At 62.9% G+C, this 21,759-nt stretch carries 17 protein-coding genes, 1 tRNA gene and 2 rRNA genes (1 of these 20 only partly in view); 3 read left to right on the top strand and 17 right to left on the bottom strand.

Features of this window, described 5'->3' with window-relative positions; genetic code table 11:
• Window positions 1-32: 32 nt before the first annotated feature.
• The 4 genes from ACT5M9_RS12175 to pdxR form a co-directional block, all read right to left on the bottom strand.
• Window positions 33-791: a class I SAM-dependent methyltransferase gene (locus ACT5M9_RS12175; RefSeq protein WP_457983016.1), complete on the bottom strand. Its 759-nt coding sequence runs from the start codon at window positions 789-791 to the stop codon at window positions 33-35.
• Window positions 792-842: 51 nt separating this feature from the next.
• Complete coding sequence (locus tag ACT5M9_RS12170; protein WP_457983017.1) at window positions 843-3,407, bottom strand: putative bifunctional diguanylate cyclase/phosphodiesterase; 2,565 nt, start codon at window positions 3,405-3,407, stop codon at window positions 843-845.
• A gap of 206 nt (window positions 3,408-3,613) precedes the next feature.
• Window positions 3,614-5,656, bottom strand: coding sequence for an oligopeptidase A (gene prlC, locus ACT5M9_RS12165; protein WP_457983018.1), 2,043 nt, complete (start codon window positions 5,654-5,656; stop codon window positions 3,614-3,616).
• Between the two features lie 143 nt (window positions 5,657-5,799).
• The gene (gene pdxR, locus ACT5M9_RS12160) at window positions 5,800-7,254 is read right to left on the bottom strand and encodes a MocR-like pyridoxine biosynthesis transcription factor PdxR (protein WP_457983019.1); all 1,455 of its coding nucleotides are present in this window, start codon (window positions 7,252-7,254) and stop codon (window positions 5,800-5,802) included.
• 133 nt (window positions 7,255-7,387) lie between these two features.
• Here pdxR and ACT5M9_RS12155 point away from each other — a divergent pair, with 133 nt between their 5' ends.
• Window positions 7,388-8,428: a TlpA family protein disulfide reductase gene (locus ACT5M9_RS12155; RefSeq protein ID WP_457983020.1), complete on the top strand. Its 1,041-nt coding sequence runs from the start codon at window positions 7,388-7,390 to the stop codon at window positions 8,426-8,428.
• 65 nt (window positions 8,429-8,493) lie between these two features.
• Window positions 8,494-10,530: a protein-disulfide reductase DsbD family protein gene (locus tag ACT5M9_RS12150; protein WP_457983021.1), complete on the top strand. Its 2,037-nt coding sequence runs from the start codon at window positions 8,494-8,496 to the stop codon at window positions 10,528-10,530.
• A gap of 52 nt (window positions 10,531-10,582) precedes the next feature.
• Here ACT5M9_RS12150 and hemB read toward each other — a convergent pair whose 3' ends face one another.
• The 10 genes from hemB to ACT5M9_RS12100 all read right to left on the bottom strand — a co-directional run bounded on the left by hemB (window position 10,583) and on the right by ACT5M9_RS12100 (window position 18,991).
• Window positions 10,583-11,605, bottom strand: a complete 1,023-nt coding sequence (gene hemB / locus ACT5M9_RS12145) for a porphobilinogen synthase (RefSeq protein WP_457983023.1) — start codon at window positions 11,603-11,605, stop codon at window positions 10,583-10,585.
• Between the two features lie 3 nt (window positions 11,606-11,608).
• Complete coding sequence (locus tag ACT5M9_RS12140) at window positions 11,609-12,394, bottom strand: TatD family hydrolase (protein WP_457983024.1); 786 nt, start codon at window positions 12,392-12,394, stop codon at window positions 11,609-11,611.
• 174 nt (window positions 12,395-12,568) lie between these two features.
• Window positions 12,569-13,324: a twin-arginine translocase subunit TatC gene (gene tatC / locus ACT5M9_RS12135; RefSeq protein WP_438548217.1), complete on the bottom strand. Its 756-nt coding sequence runs from the start codon at window positions 13,322-13,324 to the stop codon at window positions 12,569-12,571.
• The gene (tatB, locus tag ACT5M9_RS12130) at window positions 13,321-13,779 is read right to left on the bottom strand and encodes a Sec-independent protein translocase protein TatB (protein ID WP_457983026.1); all 459 of its coding nucleotides are present in this window, start codon (window positions 13,777-13,779) and stop codon (window positions 13,321-13,323) included. The genes tatC and tatB overlap by 4 nt, the downstream gene beginning before the upstream one ends.
• A 3-nt stretch (window positions 13,780-13,782) precedes the next feature.
• Window positions 13,783-14,031 carry a Sec-independent protein translocase subunit TatA gene (gene tatA, locus ACT5M9_RS12125; protein ID WP_349920502.1) on the bottom strand — a complete coding sequence of 83 codons (249 nt, stop codon included), beginning with the start codon at window positions 14,029-14,031 and terminating at the stop codon, window positions 13,783-13,785.
• Between the two features lie 52 nt (window positions 14,032-14,083).
• A complete protein-coding gene (ubiB, locus tag ACT5M9_RS12120; protein WP_457983029.1) occupies window positions 14,084-15,724 on the bottom strand; it encodes a ubiquinone biosynthesis regulatory protein kinase UbiB in 1,641 nt (546 codons plus the stop codon).
• Entirely contained in the window at window positions 15,721-16,332 is a 612-nt protein-coding gene (locus tag ACT5M9_RS12115) for a ubiquinone biosynthesis accessory factor UbiJ (protein WP_457983031.1), read from the bottom strand. The genes ubiB and ACT5M9_RS12115 overlap by 4 nt, the downstream gene beginning before the upstream one ends.
• 8 nt (window positions 16,333-16,340) lie before the next feature.
• Complete coding sequence (gene ubiE, locus ACT5M9_RS12110) at window positions 16,341-17,093, bottom strand: bifunctional demethylmenaquinone methyltransferase/2-methoxy-6-polyprenyl-1,4-benzoquinol methylase UbiE (protein WP_438548221.1); 753 nt, start codon at window positions 17,091-17,093, stop codon at window positions 16,341-16,343.
• A 161-nt stretch (window positions 17,094-17,254) separates the two neighbouring features.
• Window positions 17,255-17,632: a fluoride efflux transporter CrcB gene (gene crcB, locus ACT5M9_RS12105; protein WP_457983033.1), complete on the bottom strand. Its 378-nt coding sequence runs from the start codon at window positions 17,630-17,632 to the stop codon at window positions 17,255-17,257.
• A 93-nt stretch (window positions 17,633-17,725) separates the two neighbouring features.
• On the bottom strand, window positions 17,726-18,991 hold the full coding sequence (locus tag ACT5M9_RS12100; protein ID WP_457983034.1) for a cytosine deaminase: 1,266 nt from the start codon (window positions 18,989-18,991) through the stop codon (window positions 17,726-17,728).
• A gap of 93 nt (window positions 18,992-19,084) precedes the next feature.
• On the opposite strand from ACT5M9_RS12100, the gene ACT5M9_RS12095 reads away from it, so the two are divergent.
• Window positions 19,085-19,336 (top strand): hypothetical protein, encoded by a 252-nt coding sequence (locus tag ACT5M9_RS12095; RefSeq protein ID WP_438548224.1) that lies wholly within the window; start codon window positions 19,085-19,087, stop codon window positions 19,334-19,336.
• Window positions 19,337-19,377: 41 nt separating this feature from the next.
• Here the strand turns inward: ACT5M9_RS12095 and ACT5M9_RS12090 are convergent.
• The 3 genes from ACT5M9_RS12090 to ACT5M9_RS12080 all read right to left on the bottom strand — a co-directional run.
• Window positions 19,378-19,453, bottom strand: a tRNA-Thr gene (locus tag ACT5M9_RS12090).
• A 47-nt stretch (window positions 19,454-19,500) separates the two neighbouring features.
• A 5S ribosomal RNA gene (rrf, locus tag ACT5M9_RS12085) occupies window positions 19,501-19,615 on the bottom strand.
• A 122-nt stretch (window positions 19,616-19,737) separates the two neighbouring features.
• Window positions 19,738-21,759 (bottom strand): 23S ribosomal RNA (locus tag ACT5M9_RS12080) (it continues 867 nt past the right edge of the window).

Below are 21,759 nucleotides of genomic sequence, written 5' to 3'. Positions count from 1 at the left end.
CCCTCTTCGTCTGGGGTCTGGGGCTGCCCGAGTCAGCCCGCCAACGCCGCCATCACATAGACGTCGAAGCGGTTGCTCTTGGTCTCGATGGCCATGCTGGGCTTGTGCTCGTCAAGCCAGCCCGCGTAGCCTGGGCGCTTTACCACCACCCGCTTCTCCGCCATCTTGAGGGCCGCCGGCAGCAGGGCATCCGCATCGAGATCCGGCCCCACCAGGGACTGGAACACCCGCATCTCCTTCTTCACCAGGGCCGACTTCTGCTTGTGGGGGAACATGGGATCCAGGTAGATGACGTCCGGCCGCTCCTCCAATGCCAGCAGGTTGTCCACCGCCGGCCCTTGCAGCAGATGCATCCGCTCGCGCACCCAGGGGCCTATCTCGGGATCCTGCGCCGCCCGCATCAGACCATCCTGCAACAAAGCCGCCACTACTGGGCTGCGCTCGATCAGGGTGACCCTGCAGCCGAGGGAGGCCAGCACGAAGGCATCCCGGCCGAGCCCGGCGGTGGCATCCACCACGGTCGGCATGGCCCCCGCCTTGAGTCCCACCGCCTTGGCGATGGACTGGCCACGACCGCCGCCGAACTTGCGCCTGTGAGCCACGGCCCCCTCCACGAAGTCCACATAGACGGCCCCCAGCTTGGGTTCATCCAGCTTGCGCAGCTCCAGCCGCTCCTCGGTCAGCACCAGGGCGAAGGGGGCGGGAAACTCCACGTCGGCCAGGCGCTGGCGCAAGGCATCGAGCTCCCCTTCCCGGGCGGGCACTTCACTGAAAACCTGAATATGGGGCATATGGATGACTCATGACGGCATGGAGCCGAGCATGATAACAGAAGCGGGGGATCAGCTCACGATGGTGAGATTGGCCAGGTTCATTCCCTGCCGGTTGAGGGTCAGGTATTCCACCAGATCGTCGTAGGGCAGCGGGCGGCTGAGCAGATAGCCCTGGGTGAAGGCGCAGCCCTTCTGGCAGAGGAAGTTGAGCTGCTCCCGGGTCTCCACCCCCTCGATCACCACCTGCATGCCGAGGTTGTGCACTATGTTGATGATGCCGTCCAGCAGCAGCCTGTCCTGCTCGTTGAAGGGGATGTGGCGCACGAAGGAGCGATCTATCTTCACCAGATCCACCGGGAAGGTGCGCAGGTAGTTCAGCGCCGAGTAGCCGGTGCCGAAGTCATCGATGGCCAGCTTGCAACCCGCCTCCCGCAGGGCATCGATCCGCACCCTGTGCTGGTCGCTGCTCTCCATCAGCAGGGACTCGGTGATCTCTATGATGATGTCTTTGGGGTCCAGGCCGAAGTGACGGATCACCCTCAGCCACTCGTTCGCCTCGGGATCGATTGTCTGGAATTCCAGGGTGGAGCGGTTGATGGACATCTGCAGTTCCGGGAAACCTGACTTCTGCAGCCTCGCCAGATCCCGGCACGACTGCCACAGCACCAGGGCACCCAGCCCCTGGATGAGGCCCGCCTCCTCCGCCAGCGGGATGAAGTCCGCCGGCGACACCTGACCCCAGTGGGGGTGATACCAGCGCACCAGGGCCTCCAGCTTGGCGACCCGGCCGCTGCGGTTGTCCCAGATGGGCTGATAGGCCATGGTCAGCTGCGCCAGCTTGATGGCCTCCGCCAGATCCTGCTGCATCTGGTGGCGCTGGCTCACCTCTTCCCGCATGGAGGCGCTGTAGGTGCCGAGTGGTCGCCCCTGCCGCTTGGCGACGAACAGCGCCTGCTCCGCATTGCGCAGCAGCTCGTCGCTGTCCCCACCGTCGTTGGGGCAGAGGGTGATGCCGAGGGTCGCGGTCACATAGAGGTGCTGGTTGGCCAGCATAAAGGGGCGGGCGAAGCCGCCTATCACCTGCTTGGCGAATACCTCGGCCTGGCGACGGTTGACGATGCCGGGCACCAGGAAGGCGAACTCGTCGCCGCCGATGCGGGCCACCAGATCCTCGGTGCGCACCCGGCTCACCAGCCGATCCGACACCTCCCGCAGCAGGGCGTCGCCCACGTGGTGATCCATGCTGTTGTTGACGGCCTTGAAGTTGTTGAGATCCAGCACCATGAGGGCGAAACGCTCCCCCCGCTCGCAGAAGCGGCTGAGGCAGCGGCCGAACAGCCAGCGGTTCGGCAGGCCGGTGAGGTTGTCGTAGTTCGCCTGGGCCGCGATCTTCTGCTCCGCCAGCTTGGTCTGGGAGAGATCGCTGAAGATGGCGATGTACTGGCTGATCCTGCCTCCTTCACGCAGGGCACTGATCATCAGCTGCTGGGGATAGAGTTTGCCGTTCTTGCGCTTGTTCCACACCTCGCCGCGCCAGATCCCCACCCGTTCCAGGGCGTGATACATGTCGGCGTAGAAGGTCTGATCGTGGAGGCCGGACTTGAGCAGACTGGGGCGCTGGCCGCAGGCCTCCTCCTCGCTGTAGCCCGTGATGGTCTCGAACGCCGGGTTGACCGAGATGATGCGACTGTCCGCATCGCACACCAGTATGGCCTCCGAGAGGTTGTCATAGACCCGGTGGGAGAGCTTGAGCTGCTCGCTGTGACGCTTGATGGGGTCGATGTTCTCCAGCACCAGCATCAGGTAGTCGGGGTGCAGCTGTTCGTTGCGGATCAGCGTCACCGTCACCCGTCCCCAGAGCACGCTGCCATCCCGGTGCAGGTAGCGCTTCTCCTGGGTGAAGGCGGGACGCTCCCCGCGACGGATCTCCTCGTAGAGCGGGAGGCTGGTCTGCCAGTCTTCCGGATGATTGATATCGGCGGCGGTACGATCCAGCAACTCATCCTGACAGTAACCCAGCATCTTCTCGATGGCCGGGTTGATCCAGAGGATGCGTCCATTCAGATCCATCTTGCCGATGCCGACCGGCGCGTGGGACATCATGGTATCCAGCACCTGCATGGCCCCCGATCCCACGGGCGCAGAGGGGGTCTGCTGCTGATACATCAGGGCCAGTTCACGACCGGCGATGGGGGCCAGCAGGCGCAGCAGCTGCATGATCTTGTCCATGCTGGGCATGGCCCGCTTGAACATGACGCTGCACAGCCCCATGGTCTCCCCCTGGGCATTCTTCAGGGCGATGCCGGCATAGCCCCGGATCTGCCAATGCTCCAGCACGGCGGCATGGGGAAACAGCTGACGGGTGCGGTCATTAAACCAGGCTTCACCCTGCTGCATGACGATCTCACCCGGGGTGCTGGCGAGGGGAAAACTGTAGGAGCCGATGTCGAGGGAGGCGGGATGGGCGGCATGAACGGTGAAGAACAGGCCCGTTTGGTCCTGTCCCGAAATCAGGACGAGATCCGCCCCCACCGCGTTGGCGATTTCACTCACAAAGGTATCGAAATATCCCTTGCCACTCAGATGAGACAAGCTGGAGATGATTTGATAGACAGACTCGAGTGCTCGCCTCATGGCAAGTGACTTTCTCTCCTTGGAAGCTGGAATCCCGACTCTACTGGAAGAGGCGGTGGCAGTGCAAACATGCTATCGGCAAGATATTAAAAAGCCTTGAAAAAAGGGACCAAGCGGTCCCTTTTTATCTTAAAAATCACGTCGTGATCCCACTCTGCCGCAGCCATGTACCTGCTTGAAGCTCACGCCAGCGCGGGGCCGGACCATCAGGCGGCAATACCGCTGTGTCGCAGCAATGCATCCACTTGGGGCTCTCTGCCACGGAAGGCACGGAACAGCTCCATGGGTTCCTTGGAACCGCCCTTCTCCAGGATGTTCTTCAGGAAGGATTGGCCGGTGGCCGGGTTGAAGATCCCCTCCTCCTCGAAGCGGGAGAAGGCATCGGCGGAGAGCACCTCGGCCCACTTGTAGCTGTAGTAGCCCGCCGCATAGCCGCCGGCGAAGATGTGGGAGAAGCTGTGCTGGAAGCGGTTGAACGCCGGTGGCGTCATCACCGCCACCTGGCTGCGCACCTCGGCCAGCAGGGTCGGGATCAGCTCGGCCCTGGCCGGGTCGAACTCCTGGTGCAGGCGGAAGTCGAACAGGGCGAATTCCAGCTGACGCAGCATCTGCATGGCCGCCTGGAAGTTGCGGGCGGTCAGCATCTTCTCCAGCAGATCCGCGGGCAGCGGCTCCCCTGTTTCGTAATGACCGGAGATAAAGGCCAGCGCCTCGGACTCCCAGCACCAGTTCTCCAGGAACTGGCTCGGCAGCTCCACCGCATCCCAGGCCACGCCGTTGATACCGGCCACCCCGGCCACGTCGATCTGGGTCAGCATGTGGTGAATGCCGTGGCCGAACTCGTGGAACAGGGTCACCACCTCGTCGTGGGTGAACAGGGCGGGTTTGCCATCCACCGGACCGTTGAAGTTGCAGGTGAGATAGGCCACCGGCTTTTGCAGTGAACCGTCCTGACGGTAACGACGGCCCAGGCAGACATCCATCCAGGCACCGCCGCGCTTGTTCTCGCGGGCATAGAGGTCGAGGTAGAAGCTGCCGCGCAGCTCGTCCTCGCCATCGAAGATGTCGTAGAAACGCACGTCCGGGTACCAAGTGTCGATGCCGAGGCGCTCGCGCACCTTGACCCCGAACACCCGGCGCACCACCTCGAACAGCCCCTTCACCACCTTGCCGGCGGGGAAGTAGGGGCGCAGCTGCTCGTCGGAGATGGAGAACTTGTGCTGCTTGAGCTTCTCGGCGTAGTAGGGAATGTCCCAGGCCGCCAGCTCGCTCTGGCCGAAGTGCTCGGTGGCGAAGGCACGGATCTCCTCCAGCTCGGCCTTGCCCTGGGGCAGGGACTTGGCGGCGAGATCCGTGAGGAAGCCCACCACCTGCTCCGTCCTGTCCGCCATCTTGGTGGCGAGGGACAGCTCGGCGTAGTTGCCAAAGCCGAGCAACTGGGCCAGCTCCCGGCGCAGGCTGAGCAGCTCGGTCATGATGGCCGAGTTGTCCCACTTGCCGGCATTCGGGCCCTGATCCGAGGCGCGGGTGGTGAAGGCCTCATACAGCTCGGCACGCAGGGTGCGGCTGTCGGCATACATCATCACCGGCAGGTAGGAGGGGATGTCCAGGGTGAACAGCCAGCCCTGCTGGCCCTTGTGCTCAGCCATCTGGCGGGCGGCGGCCAGGGCGCTGGCGGGCAGGCCGGCCAGCTCGGCCTCGTCGGTCACCAGCTTGCTCCAACCCTGGGTGGCATCCAGCACGTTGTTGCTGAAACGGGAGGCCAGCTCGGAGAGACGGGCCTGGATCTCGCCATAGCGCTGCTGCGCCTCCGCAGACAGGCCGATACCGGACAGGCGGAAGTCGCGCAGGGTATTCTGGATCTCCTTGCGCTGGGCGCCGCTGAGCAGGGGGAAGTCATCGCTCTCGGCCAGTTCGCGATAGGCCTGATAGAGTCCTTCGTGCTGACCGACATAGGTCTGGAATTCGGACAGCAGCGGCAGGCAGGCGTCGTGAGCCTCGCGCAGCGCCTCGCTGTTCTGTACGGCGTTGAGGTGGCTCACCGGCGACCAGATGCGTCCAAGGCGGTCATTGACCTCTTCCAGGGGGGCGATCAGGCTGTCCCAGGTGTGGGGCTCACGCCGGGCCAGCACGTCCTCGATCTTCTGTTTGCAGTCGGCGATGGCCTGCGTCACGGCAGGCTGCACCTGTTCAGGCCGGATCTGGCTGAAGGGAGGCAGCGAGTCCATGGTCAGCAAAGGGTTGTTCATCTGCGGTACCTCTAAAATGCTCTGCAGCCCCTGCCGTCCAGAAGCTTGCTTGGACCATCTAAGATGTAGGCAGAAACCTCATTTATCAAGCCTTTGCCGCCAGTAACAGGGCCAAGTACCCACTTTTCGCGACCCCTTGCCTATTAAATCGTCCGATCTGGCATAGATGGCGGGGAGAGCACGCCTTCCTGGTCTGTGCCTTGCTCGATCAGTCGCATCAGCTGGACGCAGCACGCCTCCAGCCCCTCTTGCGGCAGATTGGTGATCCCCAGCAGCAGACCCGATCTCGCTCGCGCCGGGTCTGAGAACCAGACGGACAGGGGGGCTGGCGCCAGTCCGACAGCCTGGGCCCGGCGCACTATGGCGACATCATCGCAGCCCCGAGGCAGGTGAAGCAGCAGCGCCAGCCCCGCCATGGTGACCGTCTCGGCGGGCGCCGGCAGGGCCTGTTGCAGCGCCGCCGCCCGCGCACGGTAGATCCGCTTCATCCTGCGCAAGTGACGCAGATAGTGTCCCTTGCGCATGAACTCCGCGAGCGCCCACTGGCTCGCCACCGAGGCGGCGGGGGCGAGTGCGGCGGCCACGTCCCCCATCTTGCCGGCCAGGGCCGGCGGCACCACCATGAAGCCGAGGCGCAGACCCGGGCTGATGGTCTTGCTGAAGGTACCCACATAGATGACCCGGCCATGGCGATCCAGGGAGGCCAGGGCTGGCGCCGCCCGACCGGTGAGTTGCAGCTCGCTCAGGTAATCATCCTCGATGATCCAGCCGCCGCGACTGGCGGCCCACTCCAGCAAGCGGTGGCGGCGGGCGAGGGAGAGGGTCATGCCCAGCGGCGCCTGCTGGCCGGCGGTGACTATGGCCAGCGCGGCGTCCGCCGCACTGGCTATCCCCGCGTCAACATCGAGCCCCTGTGCATCGACCGGGACAGGAACAGGCGTCACCCCCGCCATGGCGAGGGCCATCCGGGATAGCGGATAGCCCGGATCCTCAATCCAGCCCTCTTTCCCCTGCAAGCCGAGGCCGTGGACCAGCAGCCCGAGGGCACCGCTGTAACCCGAGGTGATGAGGATCTGGGCCGGCGAGCAGCTGATCCCGCGGGCCACGGACAGATAGGCGGCGATCTCGGTGCGCAGCGTCAGTGCGCCGCGGGGATCCGGATAGCTGACCGTTGCCATGGCGGCCTGACTGGCAGCCTGAGCCGCCACCCGGGACCAGAGCTTGCCGGGAAAACCGTCCTGCGCGGGCACGCCGACCTGAAACACCCGAGGGCGGTCGCCGAACGGGTGCTCATAGAGCTCGGGCAAGGGATTGGGTTGCGCCCCGAGATCGGGCGGCGAGTCCACCGGCAGGCACTGAGCGACGAAGGTGCCCGCCGCCCCCTGCGAAACGATCAGCTGCTCATCGATCAACCGCTCATAGGCGGCTCGGACTGTGCCCCGCGCGACGCCGAGCTGGACACTCAGATCGTTCCATGAGGGCAGCCTGGCTCCCGCGTAGAGCGAGCCCTGGCGGATCGACTGGCCGATGGCCGTGGCGATCTGGTCCGCCAGCGAGTGCCCGGCCTCGCGCCGCAGCGCTATGTGCAGCTCAGTCATGGGCACCGGCCAATGCACGGAATGGTACAGTGAAAACAGGCATTCATGGTCCTTATTACTGGACTGTCAAACTGACTAAAATGTGTCATTAAACCATCCCCGATACATGTTCGAAAGTCGTAAGGAGTCCGTCTTGCCCCAGCCCTCACTGTTCAAACCCCTCGCCGCCCTGTTGCTCCTGCTCGGCATCAGCCAGCCAGCCTGGGCGGACGACAACAGCTACGACGCCGAAGGCGAGCGACGCGCCAAGAGCGCAGGCAGCCCCTTGATCGGCCAACCGGCTCCGGCGGCCAGGCTGACCACTTTGGACGGCAAACCGCTCGATCTGGCCGGACTCTACGGGAAAAAGCCGGTCTATCTGAAGTTCTGGGCCACCTGGTGCGTGCCTTGCCGCCAGCAGATGCCGGGCTTTGAGGCTATCGAGCAGAAGTTTGGCGACCAGATCCAGGTGATCGCCGTCAATACCGGCTTCTCCGACGACGCCGACGCCATCCGCGCCTACCGCAAGGAGCTGGGCCTGACCATGCCCATCGCCATCGATGACGGTACCCTGGCGACCGCGCTGAACCTGAGGGTCACCCCCCAGCATGTGGTGATCGGGCGCGATGGCAAGATCATGCACGTGGGCCATCTGGAAGACCAGGCGTTGCACACAGCGCTGCAACAGGCGATCGCCGAGGAGCCACAGCCAGTCGCCCGGGCCACCAGCGCCAGCACCTCCCCCACCTTCGCCGTGGGCGACAAGGTGAGTGCTCTCGGGATCCGCCTGCTGGATGGCCGAAAAGTAGACTTCGCCGCCGCGGATCAGAAGCCGCGCGCCATCGTCTTCTTCGCCCCCTGGTGTGAGTCCTACCTAGCCGAGAGCCGCCCGCAGACCGCCAAGAACTGCCAGTTTGTGCGCGAAGAGGCCGAGAAGCTGATGGCGAGCGAGAAGGGCGTCGAGTGGCTGGGGGTCTCCTCCGGACTCTGGGTCTCGGTGGCCGACCTGCAGGATTACCGGAAGAGTTCGGGCAGCACTCTGCCGCTGGCGCTGAACGAAGATGATTCCCTGTTCCGTGCCTTCGGGGTGCGCGACATCCCCAGCGTGGTGTTGCTGGATAGCCAGGGCCGCGTCGCCCGCATCCTGAGCCCGCAGGATCGCGACCTGGCCGACGCCGTCAAGCAGCTGAAGTAACCGTCAGACGTCATGGACACCGGCCCCGGGGCGGGTGTCTTTTTTTCTCCCGCACGAAGAGACCCATGAAACTCGACTCCCTGAAGCGGTTGCTGCTTTGGCTCGGCCTGAGCCTGAGCGCCCCCATGCTGGCCGCAGCGAATATGCCCGGCGCCGACGAGGTGCTGATCGCCTCCTCCCTGCACGCCGCCAGCCCGACCCCGGCCGCCAACGGCACCACCACCCTGGCAATCAAGATGACCCCCCAAGGGGAATGGCACGGCTACTGGAAGCAGCCGGGAGATGTCGGCCTGGCCCCCAAACTGACCTGGCACCTGCCCGATGGTGTCAGCGTCGGCGAGCTGGCCTATCCACTCCCCCAGACCCTGCCGATCGACGGCATCATGAACCATGTCTACGGCCAACCCTACGCGCTGCTGGCGGAGCTTTCCGTCGCCGAGGGGATGGCCCTGGGCACCCAACTGCCGATCCGCCTCGACATGCAGTATCTGGCCTGCCGTCACGACGCCTGCGTCCCGGAGCGTGCCAGCCTGCAGATCACGCTGCACGTCGGCAACGGCGAACCCGATGCCGCCCTCGCCGCCGACTTTGCCAAGTGGCGTCACGCGCTGCCCAGACCGCTCGGCTCCCCCGTCGGCTTCACCGTCGATGAGCAACGGCTGCGCCTCGAGGTACCGCTCCCCGCCAGCATTGCGGTTGACGAGCCGCACCTCTTCAGCGCCACCAGACAGGCCATCGTCGATGCAGCGCCCCAGCGGTTCGAACGCAGGGGCGATCTGCTCATCGTCGAGACCCGGGCGGGAGCCAGGCCGACCGAGGCATTCGAGGCGACCCTGGCGCTCGGCAACGGCCTGGGGCTGGATCTGGATGCCAGGCTTGCCGCCGCACCGGCCAGGGCTGAGAGCGGGGCTGCCGCCCTGCTGCTGGCGCTGGCCGGGGCGATCGCCGGTGGCCTGCTGCTGAACCTGATGCCCTGCGTCTTCCCCATCCTCAGCCTCAAGGCGATGAGCCTGGCGCGGGCCGGTACCAGCGCCCGAGCCGCGCGGCGCGAGGCGCTGGCCTACACAACCGGGGTGATGGCGACCTGCATGCTGCTCGGTGGCGTGCTGCTGGTCATGCGGGCGGGCGGTGCCCAGCTCGGCTGGGCCTTCCAGCTGCAGGATCCGCGCATGATACTGCTGTTGCTGCTGCTGACCTGCGTCATCGCCTTCAACATGGCCGGCCTGTTTGAGCTGAGCACCCTCGACGCCGGAGCCGGACTGACCCGGCGCGACGGCACCGCCGGGGCGTTCTGGACCGGCGCCCTCGCCGCCTTCGTCGCCACTCCCTGCACCGGCCCCTTCATGGCGGCGGCGCTCGGCACCGCCCTGATCCTGCCGCCTCTGGCGGGCATGCTGGTGTTCGCCGGGCTGGGGTTTGGCATAGCACTGCCCTTCCTGCTGCTGGGGTTTGTCCCGGCCTTGCAGCGCCGGATGCCGAAACCAGGGCTCTGGATGGCGAGCCTTCGCCGCCTGCTCGCCGTCCCCATGTTCCTGACCATGCTGGCGCTGTCGTGGGTGCTCGGCCAACAGGTGTCCGCCAACGCGCTGACCGCCAGCCTGGGTTGTGCCATGCTGCTGACGTTCGGCCTCTGGCTGACCGGCCTGCGCCAGCGAGGGATGAAGCCGCAGGCCTGGCTGCCTGCGATGTTGGCTGCCGCCCTCGCCATCCCCTTGGGCCTGAGCCAGATGGGCGAGCGCACCACCCAGTCCCAGCCCGCCAATCGACTCGCCTTCGACCCAGTCAAGCTGGAAACCCTGAGAGCGGGGGACAGACCGGTCTTCCTCTATTTCACCGCCGACTGGTGCATGACCTGCAAGGTCAACGAGCGGGTCGCCATCGATCACCACGCCACGGAACAGGCCTTTGCCGAGGCGGGTGTAGAGGTGATGCGGGGGGACTGGACCCAGGGCGATCCCGGGATCACCGCCTTCCTGACGCAGCACGGTCGCTCCGGAGTGCCGCTCTACCTCTGGTATGCGCCTAGCCAGCGCGAGCCCAGGGTGCTGCCCCAGGTGCTCGGCCCGAACAGCCTGATCGAGCAGGCCCGTGCAACCCCCTGAAAAGCAAAATGCCAGTCGTATCGACTGGCATTTTTTCATTCGCTCAGACCGTTCAGCTCCGGCGAGCGTCTTCCTGCAGCCACTGGGCGACCCGCTTGGCGAAATAGGTGAGTATGCCGTCGGCACCGGCCCGCTTGAAGCAGACCAGGGACTCCAGGATGCACTCCTTCTCCTTCAGCCAGCCGTTCTGGATGGCCGCCATGTGCATGGCGTACTCGCCGCTCACCTGATAGGCGAAGGTCGGCACCCCGAACTGATCCTTGACCCGGCGGATCACGTCCAGATACGGCATGCCCGGCTTGACCATGACGCTGTCGGCCCCTTCCTGGATGTCCAGCGCCACCTCGTACAGGGCCTCGTTGTCGTTAGCCGGATCCATCTGATAGGTGGCCTTGTTGCTCTTGCCGAGGTTGCCGGCGGAGCCGACCGCATCGCGGAAAGGACCGTAGTAGCAGGAGGCGTACTTGGCGGAGTAGGCCATGATCTGCACGTTGATGAAGCCGTTTTCCTCCAGCGCGGCGCGGATGGCGCCGATGCGGCCGTCCATCATGTCGGACGGCGCCACTATGTCGGCCCCGGCTGCGGCATGGGAGAGCGCTTGCTTCACCAGGATCTCGGTGGTGATGTCGTTCAGCACATAGCCTTCGTCATCGATGATGCCGTCCTGGCCGTGGGTGGTGAAGGGATCCAGCGCCACGTCGGTGATAACCCCGAGCTCCGGGAAGCGGGCCTTGAGGGCACGGGTCGCGCGCTGGGCCAGGCCGTCCGGGCTGTAGGCCTCTTCCGCCAGCAGGCTCTTGCTCTCCAGTGGCGTCACCGGGAACAGGGCGATGGCAGGCACGCCGAGGGCCACCAGTTCCGCGGCCTCCTCCAGCAGCAGGTCGATGGAGAGGCGATCCACCCCAGGCATGGAGGCGACGGCCTCACGCTGGTTCACCCCCTCCAGCACGAACACCGGGTAGATGAGATCGTCGACGGTCAGCGTGTTTTCACGTACCAGACGACGGCTGAAGTCATTCTTGCGCACCCGGCGCAGGCGGCGGCCCGGGAAGGCGCCCGGAAGAGTAGTTGCCATGAGTCACTCCTGGAGTGGAAGTTGGAAGAACGCGGCTGAGGTGGCCCGGGTGTGGGCCAGCAAGGCCTCGGGCGTCTCACCACGACAGGCCGCCACCACCTTGGCGATGTGCGGCAGAAAAGCGGGTTCGTTGCGTTTGGGTCTGGGCTTCAGATCCCGTGGCACCAGATAGGGGGCGTCGGTCTCTATCATCAGCCGACCGGCCGGGATCCGCGCCACCTGCTCGCGCAGCAGCTGGCCACGGCGCTCGTCACACAGCCAGCCGGTGACGCCGATATGTAGTCCCAGCGCGAGGCACTCGTCCAACTCGGCATCGGTGCCGGTGAAGCAGTGCAGCACGGCGCCGGACAGGCGCGGCAACCAGGGGCGCAGGATCTCGATGAAGCGCTCGTGGGCGTCCCGGCAGTGCAGAAACACCGGCATGTTCAGCTCGGCGGCCAGGGCCAGCTGAGCGTCGAACACCCGGTCTTGCACCGGACGAGGGGAGAAGTCGCGGTTGTAGTCGAGGCCGCACTCGCCGATGGCCACCACCTGGGACAGGGCTGCCAGCTCGCGCAGGGCGGGCAGGGTCTGCTCATCCACGCTCTTGGCGTCGTGGGGATGCACCCCGGCGGTGGAGAAGCAGTAGCCCGGCCAGCGGGCGGCAAGCTCGGCACTCTCCCGGCTGCCCGCCAGGCAGGTGCCGGTGAGGATCAGCCCCTCGACCCCGGCGGCGCGGGCTCGGCTCACCAGCTCGGCCTGCTCGTCGGCAAACTGGGGACTGGTGAGGTTGATTCCGATATCGATCATGAGGTGAACACTTCCAGACAAAGTGGCTGCATATCAGGCATTTGAAAACCATCTACAGGATGGGGCCTTACCATACGCCTGTGGGGAGCGGCTGAAAAGAGAAAGGGAGCCCAAGCTCCCCTCCTCTTGCCATGACAGCGAACTCCATCACCCCGAACAGGGGGCGAGATGGACTCAGCTCTCTTCGTCGGCCTGCTCCCGGGTTGTCTCGTCTTCCTTCTTCACGTAGAAACGGGCGAAGAAGAGGCCGAGCTCCCACAGGCCCCACATGGGGATAGCCAGCAGAGTCTGGGAGAAGACATCGGGCGGCGTCAGCAACATGCCCACCACGAAGACCCCGACGATGACGTAGGGGCGCTTCTCTCTCAGGCTCTTGGGGGTGGTCACCCCTGTCCAGCACAGCAGAATGGTGGCGATGGGGATCTCGAACGCCACCCCGAACGCGAAGAACAGGGTCAGCACGAAGTCCAGATAGCTGGCGATGTCGGTCGCCACCGTCACCCCGGCGGGGGCCGTGCTGGTGAAGAAGCCGAACACCAGCGGGAACACCACATAGTAGGCAAACGCCATGCCGGCATAGAAGAGCACGGCGCTGGAGGCCACCAGGGGCAGGACGAGGCGCCGCTCATGCTGATACAAGCCGGGGGCGATGAAGGCCCAGGCCTGATACAGCAGATAGGGGATGGCCACGAAGAAGGAGACCATCAGGGTCAGCTTGATGGGCGTGATGAAGGGGGTCGCCACATCCGTCGCTATCATGCTGGTGCCCTCCGGCAGCTGGCTGAGCAGCGGCTGGGCCACGAAGTCGTAGATGTTGTTAGAGAAGTAGATGAGCCCGATGAACACCAGCAGGATAGCCAGCAGGGAGCGCATCAGCCGGGTTCTCAGCTCAACCAGGTGACTGATCAGGGGTTGCTCGGCCTGACTCATGACTTCACCTCCCCTTTCTCTTTCACCAGGGGGGCAGGCACTGCCTCGACTGCAGGGGTGGCATCCCCCTCAGGCTGGGCCTGGGGCTCGGGGGCCGGAGCAGCCCGGGATTCAGGCGCCGGCGTCACCGGTGGGCGGATCTCGTTCTGCGGTTCGGACTGCGGCTGATAGGGCCGGTTCACCGACTGGGCCGCCGCCTTCAACTGCTCGATGGACTCCTGCAGCTCGGGGCTCAGGTTGTTCATCTGCAGGGTCTCGGCCTTCTTCAGATCATTGTGCAGCTCTTGCAACTTGAGCTCCTGCTCCAGCTCGGACTTGACCGAGTTCGCCGTGCTGCGAATGAGCTTGATCCAGTGGGCCGCCGTGCGGATGGCACCGGGCAACCGCTCCGGCCCCAGCACCACCAGGGCCACCACGGCGATGACGACCAGCTCCCAAAAACCGATGTCGAACATGGCTTAGGCCTGATCTTTGTCTTTCTGCTTGGTGGTGTCGGCGCTGTTGGCCGTCTCGTTCAGTTGCTTTGGCGGAAACTCCGCATCCTTCTGCTCGGGCTTGGCATCGGCCGGATCGTCCGACAGCGCCTTCTTGAAACCCTTCACCGCCGCTCCCAAATCACCGCCGATCCCGCGCAGCTTCTTGGTGCCAAACAGCAGCACGACGATGACTGCGATGATCAACAACTGCCAGATACTGATACCACCCATGATATTTCTCCAAAATTGGCGCCAGCAGGCGCTTGAGCGTTTAGCGGAAAGATTAGTGTGAGCGAGCCTTCAGCCAGCCGAGCACCCAGCATACACCGGCACCGGCCAACGTTATTTGTCCCCACTCAATGTGTTGTCTCTGGGTCAGCAAGAATACACCCGCGAGCAGCAGGCTGGCTCCAACCCCTAAGAGGTAGCGGGCCTGCCCCTGACGGCGGCTGTGTTTGCGAAAATCCGCGAACATCTGATCGAAATGATGCTGCTGATGGCGCGCCTGGCGCAGGGTCTCGTAGACCAACTCGGGCAGCTCGGGCAGCTTTTCGGCCCAGAACGGCGCCTTCTCCTTGATGGCGTTCAGCACCGCCTTGGGGCCCACCTGCTGGTGCATCCAGCTCTCCAGGTAGGGCTTGGCGGTCTGCCAGAGATCCAGCTGGGGATAGAGCTGACGCCCCAGCCCTTCCACGTAGAGCAGGGTCTTCTGCAGCAACACCAGCTGGGGCTGCACCTGCATGTTGAAGCGGCGCGCTGTGTTGAACAGGTTGAGCAGCACGTGGCCGAAGGAGATCTCGGACAGCGGCTTCTCGAAGATGGGCTCCAGCACGGTGCGGATGGCGAACTCGAACTCGTCCACCTTGGTGTCGGCGGGCACCCAGCCGGACTCCACGTGCAGCTCCGCCACCCGGCGATAGTCCCGGTTGAAGAAGGCGAGGAAGTTCTCCGCCAGATAGCGCTTGTCTTCCCGGTTCAGCGTCCCGACGATGCCGCAGTCGATACCGATCCAGAGCGGATTCTCGGGGTGTTCATGGGAGACGAAGATGTTGCCGGGGTGCATGTCGGCGTGGAAGAAGCTGTCACGGAACACCTGAGTGAAGAACACCTCCACCCCGCGCTCCGCCAGCAGCTTCATATTGGTGCCGTTCGCTTCTAGGGTTTCGATGTCGGAGACCGGGATGCCGTAGATGCGCTCCATCACCAGCACCTGCTCGCGGCAGTGTTCGGTGAACACCTCGGGCACATAGAGGGCATCGGAGCCGGTGAAATTGCGGCGCAGCTGGATGGCGTTGGCCGCCTCCCGCATCAGGTTCAGCTCGTCCAGTATGGTCTTGCGATACTCCTCCACCACCTCCACCGGCCGCAGTCGGGCACTCTGGGGCACGAAGCGCGCGGCCAGTTTGGCCACCGCCTGCATCAGGCGCAGATCCGCCTCGATGATGGGCTCTATGTCCGGGCGGATCACCTTGATGACGATCTCGCGGCCGTTCTCTTTCAGTCTCGCGGTGTGCACCTGGGCGATGGAGGCGGACGCCAGCGGCGTCTCGTCGAAGTCGTCGAACAGGGTCTCGATGGGGCAACCCAGGCTCGCCTCTATCTGGCGACGGGCGGCCTGGCCGCAGAAGGGGGGCACCCTGTCCTGCAACAGGGCCAGCTCCTCGGCGATGTCCGGTGGCAGCAGATCGCGCCGGGTCGACAGCATCTGACCGAACTTGATGAAGATGGGGCCGAGCGCCTCGAAGGCGAGGCGGATGCGGGCACCGCGGTTCAGATCAGACTGCTTGTTCTTGAGCCAAAACAGGCTGCGACGTAGCAGACGACCGGGCCAGGGCTGATAGCGGGCGGGCACCAGCTCATCGATACCCTGCTCCAGCAAGATGCTGACGATGCAATAGAGGCGTTTGAACTCCTTCGGGGTCATCCGCTCACCCGCTGTTCGAGGCGGGCGAGTCGCAGCTCGACGGCCTTCATGTGCTGAGCCAGCAGCTCGACGTCATCGCCGAAGCTGGCGACCTCGAGGGGGCCGGGAGCGAGGCGAGCCTCCTCGGTCAGATACTCCGCCAGCTGGCGCTGGGTGCGGCACAGCTCGCGCCCCACCAGACGACGCGCCTGACGGGCACCGCCACACAGGGTGTGGGCCAGCACGTCGCCGGTATAGCGAGACAGTTCCTCCTCCCAGTCGATGTCCAGCTCGCCCAAGAGGGCGCTGAACGCCTGCACCAGCTGGGGGTCGCCGCTCAGATCCAGCTTCTCTTCGCGGATGTAGCGGGTCAGGGAGGAGGGGTCTTTGAGCAGACCTAGGGCGGTCAGCGACAGGCTCAGCACCGCATCGGCATCGCCCTCGAACCGGGCCAGCACGTCGAGGCGGCGCTCGGAGAAGACGAACCAGAGCGGCTTGAGCTCACGCAACTCCAGCTTGAGCACCTTGCCCGCCAGCTTGCGCAGCCGATCCGGGCTCTGCTTGTCGAGGGCCAACAACTGGTTGAGGCTGGTTTCGATCACCGCGGTGACCATGGCATCCATCGGCATAGGCAACCTTAAAACTTGTATCCACGGTGCAGGGCGACCACGCCCTGAGTCAGGTTGTAGAAGTCCACCTGATCGAAGCCGGCGTTCTCCATCATCCCCTTCAGGGTCTGCTGATCCGGATGCATACGGATGGATTCGGCCAGGTACTTGTAGCTCTCACCGTCGTTCGCCACTATCTCGCCCATCTTGGGCAACAGCTTGAAGGAGTAGAGGTCATACAGCTTGGCGATCACCTCGCTCTCCGGCTTGGAGAACTCCAGCACCAGCAGGCGTCCACCCGGTTTCAGCACCCGGTACATGGAGGCCAGCGCCTTGTCCTTGTCGGTGACGTTGCGCAGGCCGAAGCCGATGGTGATGACGTCGAAGTGGTTGTCCGGGAAGGGCAGCGCCTCGGCGTTGGCCTGGACGTAGGAGACGTTGTTCGCCACCCCCAGGTTGCGCAGCTTGTCGCGACCCACCTTGAGCATGGAGTCGTTGATGTCCGCCAGCACCACCTGACCGGTCTCGCCGACGATGCGGGAGAACTTGGCAGTCAGATCCCCGGTACCGCCGGCCAGATCCAGCACTTTCTGTCCCTTGCGAACACCGGAACAGTCGATGGTAAAGCGCTTCCAGAGGCGGTGGATGCCGAACGACATCAGGTCGTTCATCAGATCATACTTGGCCGCCACCGAATGGAAGACACCGGCAACCAGAGTTTCTTTCTCGGTCGTCGCCACGGTTTTATAGCCAAAATGCGTAGTATTCGTCTGTTCCGACATCCCTCAAACACCCATAGAGCAAAGAATGGCCGCCAGTTTACCAGAGCCGCCAGCGTCCGGACACCTCAGAACCTCTTTACTGCCCGTCCGGAGAAGCGGCCGGTCGGGTGCAGAGAGGCACATTGGCCTTGAGGGCATGACCCCGGCAGGGGGCCTGCCCCTCATACCCGGCTAGCGACCAGCTGCATCCCCAGCACCACCATGGCGAGGCAGAGGAAGACGTTGAGTGCCGTGTTGAGCAGAGCCTTGAGATAGGCCCCCTGCTGGGTCAGCAGCACTGTATCCAGGGCGAAGGAGGAGAAGGTCGTCAAAGCCCCCAGGATCCCCACCATCAGCAGCGGTTTCATCGGGTGCTCCAGCACATGGCCATGGCTGATGAGCGCGAAGGCCAGCCCCATGATGAAGGAGCCAATCACGTTCACCGCCAGGGTGCCGTAGGGAAAGCTGCGGCCGAGCAGTAGGGTGAACAGCTCCGTCATGCCGAAGCGCAGGCAGGCACCGATGGCACCGCCGACGGCCACAAATAACCAGGTTTGCATATAAAGGGGCTCCGTTAGTCAGGCATGCAAGCATCCAGGGATTATGCAAAAGCACCGCCCGGGATGACAGCGCCCAGATCAACCCGTCAAGGATTAACGGCGAAAGTCCACCGGCTCGGTGGCAGCCAGATGCAGCGAGGCACGGGCTGGCTGGGTCTGTGCAATAACCTTGCCGTGGCGGATGGAGTAGCGTACCGGCACCTGGCGGCGTACCGCATCGAAGCCGTTCTCCGCCGGCAGTATCACCAGGTTGGCTGGCTTGCCCACGGCGATACCGTACCTCTCCTGCACATTCAGGGTGCGGGCGCTGTGTTCGCCGATCAGCTTTAGGCTGTCGTTGATCTGCTCATAACCCATGATCTGGCACACATGCAGCCCCATGTGCAGCACCTGCAACATGTTGCCCGTGCCCATGGGATACCAGGGATCGAACACATCGTCATGGCCGAAGCAGACGTTGATGCCCGCCTCCAGCATCTCCTTCACCCGGGTGATGCCACGGCGCTTGGGGTAAGTATCGAAACGCCCCTGCAAGTGGATATTCACCAGGGGGTTGGCCACGAAGTTGATGTCGGCCATGCGCAGCAGACGGAACAGCCGGGAGGCATAGGCTCCGTTGTAGGAGTGCATGGCGGTGGTGTGGCTGGCGGTGACCCTGGACCCCATGCCGCGCTCGTAAGCCAGCGTTGCCAGAGTCTCGATGAAGCGGGACTGCTCGTCGTCGATCTCGTCGCAGTGCACATCGACCAGCACATCATATTGCTCTGCCAACGCGAAGATATGGTGCAAGCTTTCGACCCCATATTCCCGGGTGAACTCGAAGTGGGGGATGGCGCCGATCACGTCGGCCCCCAGCCTAAGCGCCTCTTCCAGCAGTGCCTTGCCGTTGGGGTAGGAGAGGATCCCCTCCTGCGGGAAGGCGACGATCTGCAGCTCCACCCACTCCTTCATCTCCTCCCGCACCTCCAGCATGGCCCTCAACGCGATCAACTTGGGATCGGAGACGTCCACATGGGTGCGCACGAACTGGATGCCGTTGGCCATCTGCCATTTCAGGGTCTGGATGGCGCGGCGTTTGACATCCTCGTGGGTCAGCAGCGCCTTGCGCTCAGCCCAGCGCTCTATCCCCTCGAACAGGGTGCCGGACAGGTTCCAGCTCGGCTCCCCCGCCGTCTGGGTGGTATCCAGGTGAATGTGAGGCTCGATAAAGGGCGCGATGGCGAGGCCCCCCTCTCCGTCCAGCTCGGAGGCCGAGGAGAGAGCTGTTCCCATGGGTTCGATGGCCCGGATATAGCCGTCCTGGCAGAGGATCTGCCAGAAACCCGCCTGACCGACCAGACTCACATTCTTTATCAACATGTTTTTATTCCCTATTTTAGGAAAATTGCGCCTTTTTCAGCCCGTAACTTAGCTTGGATCAATTTAATAGAAAAGCGTTCACATTGAATACATATGAAAACGCTACCATTGATAAAGGACCACAATAAAGGAGTAATGGGGATGAAAGCAGGATTGACCGAAATAGGGAGTGCCAGCCTGTTTCACGAATACTTGCAGACGCTGGGCATCGTCAAGCCTCCTCTGACATCGATCGAAAGGAGCTGGGAATACAAACGCGAGGAGAAGCTGGTAGCAGCCATCCAGATAGAGCAGTCTGGGCAGGCCCGCTTCTACCTCGACGCCAGAAAGATATCGGTGAATTGAGAATGCAAAAAAGCCTCCCGATTGGGAGGCTTTCTGTTTAATGGTGCTGATACCCAGAATCGAACTGGGGACCTCATCCTTACCAAGGATGCGCTCTACCGACTGAGCCATATCAGCACACTAACCGGTAAAGACCACGCTCATAGCGCAATCTTGAAATGGGTGCCTGGCAGTGTCCTACTCTCGCATGGCGAATGCCACACTACCATCGGCGCTACCGCGTTTCACTTCTGAGTTCGGCATGGGATCAGGTGGTTCCACGGCGCTATGGCCGCCAGGCAAATTCTTAATCCAGAAAGCTGACGTGAATAACGATGTTGCTCGTGGCTTGTCGTTATCACTGAATTTTTGAGTAGTTCTTGGGGTTTGTTACAAGTCTCAGAACACTTCTTGGGTGTTGTATGGTTAAGCCTCACGGGTAATTAGTATGGGTTAGCTCAACACGTCGCCGCGCTTACACACCCCACCTATCAACGTTGTGGTCTCCAACGGCCCTTTAGGACCCTCAAGGGGTCAGGGATGACTCATCTCAGGGCTCGCTTCCCGCTTAGATGCTTTCAGCGGTTATCGATTCCGAACTTAGCTACCGGGCAGTGCCACTGGCGTGACAACCCGAACACCAGAGGTTCGTTCACTCCGGTCCTCTCGTACTAGGAGCAACTCCCTTCAATCATCCAACGCCCACGGCAGATAGGGACCGAACTGTCTCACGACGTTCTGAACCCAGCTCGCGTACCACTTTAAATGGCGAACAGCCATACCCTTGGGACCGACTTCAGCCCCAGGATGTGATGAGCCGACATCGAGGTGCCAAACACCGCCGTCGATATGAACTCTTGGGCGGTATCAGCCTGTTATCCCCGGAGTACCTTTTATCCGTTGAGCGATGGCCCTTCCATTCAGAACCACCGGATCACTATGACCTACTTTCGTACCTGCTCGACCTGTCCGTCTCGCAGTTAAGCTGGCTTATGCCATTGCACTAACCTCCTGATGTCCGACCAGGATTAGCCAACCTTCGTGCTCCTCCGTTACTCTTTGGGAGGAGACCGCCCCAGTCAAACTACCCACCAGGCACTGTCCGCGAGCCCGATTCAGGGCCCTGCGTTAGAACATCAAACATACAAGGGTGGTATTTCAAGGACGGCTCCACGACAACTGGCGTCATCGCTTCAAAGCCTCCCACCTATCCTACACATGTAGGTTCAATGTTCAGTGCCAAGCTGTAGTAAAGGTTCACGGGGTCTTTCCGTCTAGCCGCGGGTACACCGCATCTTCACGGCGAATTCGATTTCACTGAGTCTCGGGTGGAGACAGCATGGCCATGGTTACACCATTCGTGCAGGTCGGAACTTACCCGACAAGGAATTTCGCTACCTTAGGACCGTTATAGTTACGGCCGCCGTTTACCGGGGCTTCGATCAAGAGCTTCGCTTGCGCTAACCCCATCAATTAACCTTCCGGCACCGGGCAGGTGTCACACCCTATACGTCCACTTTCGTGTTTGCAGAGTGCTGTGTTTTTGATAAACAGTCCCAGCCATCTGGTCACTGCGACTCCCGACAGCTCCATCCGCAAGGGACTTCACCATCAAGAGCGAACCTTCTCCCGAAGTTACGGTTCTATTTTGCCTAGTTCCTTCACCCGAGTTCTCTCAAGCGCCTTGGTATTCTCTACCCGACCACCTGTGTCGGTTTGGGGTACGATGACTTGTAATCTGAAGCTTAGAGGCTTTTCCTGGAAGCAGGGCATCAATGGCTTCCGCACCGTAGTGCGTTCGTCTCGTGTCTCAGTGTTGTGTCTCCGGATTTGCCTAGAAACACCACCTACGCACTTTCACCAGGACAACCGTCGCCTGGCCCACCTAGCCTTCTCCGTCCCCCCATCGCAATTACAAGTCGTGCAGGAATATTAACCTGCTTCCCATCGACTACGCCTTTCGGCCTCGCCTTAGGGGTCGACTCACCCTGCCCCGATTAACGTTGGACAGGAACCCTTGGTCTTCCGGCGAGGAGGCTTTTCACCCCCTTTATCGTTACTTACGTCAGCATTCGCACTTCTGATATCTCCAGCATGCCTCTCGACACACCTTCGCAGACTTACAGAACGCTCCCCTACCACTCACGCTTAGCGTGAATCCGCGGCTTCGGTGCCTGGTTTGAGCCCCGTTACATCTTCCGCGCAGGCCGACTCGACTAGTGAGCTATTACGCTTTCTTTAAATGATGGCTGCTTCTAAGCCAACATCCTAGCTGTCTGAGCCTTCCCACATCGTTTCCCACTTAACCAGAACTTTGGGACCTTAGCCGGCGGTCTGGGTTGTTTCCCTCTTCACGACGGACGTTAGCACCCGCCGTGTGTCTCCCGGATATTACTTACTGGTATTCGGAGTTTGCATGGGGTTGGTAAGTCGGGATGACCCCC

It is taken from the genome of Aeromonas sp. AE23HZ002T15 (assembly GCF_054165525.2).
The sequence above is the reverse complement of the archived record's forward strand: the minus strand, read 5'-3'. Positions and strand labels throughout refer to the sequence as shown.

What these genes read in the sequence shown, in the direction of transcription:
- ACT5M9_RS12175 (WP_457983016.1), bottom strand. Translation starts at nt 791, where the DNA reads ATGCCCCATATTCAGGTTTTCAGTGAAGTGCCCGCCCGGGAAGGGGAG.
- ACT5M9_RS12170 (WP_457983017.1), bottom strand. Translation starts at nt 3,407, where the DNA reads ATGAGGCGAGCACTCGAGTCTGTCTATCAAATCATCTCCAGCTTGTCT.
- prlC (WP_457983018.1), bottom strand. Translation starts at nt 5,656, where the DNA reads ATGAACAACCCTTTGCTGACCATGGACTCGCTGCCTCCCTTCAGCCAG.
- pdxR (WP_457983019.1), bottom strand. Translation starts at nt 7,254, where the DNA reads ATGACTGAGCTGCACATAGCGCTGCGGCGCGAGGCCGGGCACTCGCTG.
- ACT5M9_RS12150 (WP_457983021.1), top strand. Translation starts at nt 8,494, where the DNA reads ATGAAACTCGACTCCCTGAAGCGGTTGCTGCTTTGGCTCGGCCTGAGC.
- hemB (WP_457983023.1), bottom strand. Translation starts at nt 11,605, where the DNA reads ATGGCAACTACTCTTCCGGGCGCCTTCCCGGGCCGCCGCCTGCGCCGG.
- ACT5M9_RS12140 (WP_457983024.1), bottom strand. Translation starts at nt 12,394, where the DNA reads ATGATCGATATCGGAATCAACCTCACCAGTCCCCAGTTTGCCGACGAG.
- tatC (WP_438548217.1), bottom strand. Translation starts at nt 13,324, where the DNA reads ATGAGTCAGGCCGAGCAACCCCTGATCAGTCACCTGGTTGAGCTGAGA.
- tatB (WP_457983026.1), bottom strand. Translation starts at nt 13,779, where the DNA reads ATGTTCGACATCGGTTTTTGGGAGCTGGTCGTCATCGCCGTGGTGGCC.
- tatA (WP_349920502.1), bottom strand. Translation starts at nt 14,031, where the DNA reads ATGGGTGGTATCAGTATCTGGCAGTTGTTGATCATCGCAGTCATCGTC.
- ubiB (WP_457983029.1), bottom strand. Translation starts at nt 15,724, where the DNA reads ATGACCCCGAAGGAGTTCAAACGCCTCTATTGCATCGTCAGCATCTTG.
- ACT5M9_RS12115 (WP_457983031.1), bottom strand. Translation starts at nt 16,332, where the DNA reads ATGCCGATGGATGCCATGGTCACCGCGGTGATCGAAACCAGCCTCAAC.
- ubiE (WP_438548221.1), bottom strand. Translation starts at nt 17,093, where the DNA reads ATGTCGGAACAGACGAATACTACGCATTTTGGCTATAAAACCGTGGCG.
- crcB (WP_457983033.1), bottom strand. Translation starts at nt 17,632, where the DNA reads ATGCAAACCTGGTTATTTGTGGCCGTCGGCGGTGCCATCGGTGCCTGC.
- ACT5M9_RS12100 (WP_457983034.1), bottom strand. Translation starts at nt 18,991, where the DNA reads ATGTTGATAAAGAATGTGAGTCTGGTCGGTCAGGCGGGTTTCTGGCAG.
- ACT5M9_RS12095 (WP_438548224.1), top strand. Translation starts at nt 19,085, where the DNA reads ATGAAAACGCTACCATTGATAAAGGACCACAATAAAGGAGTAATGGGG.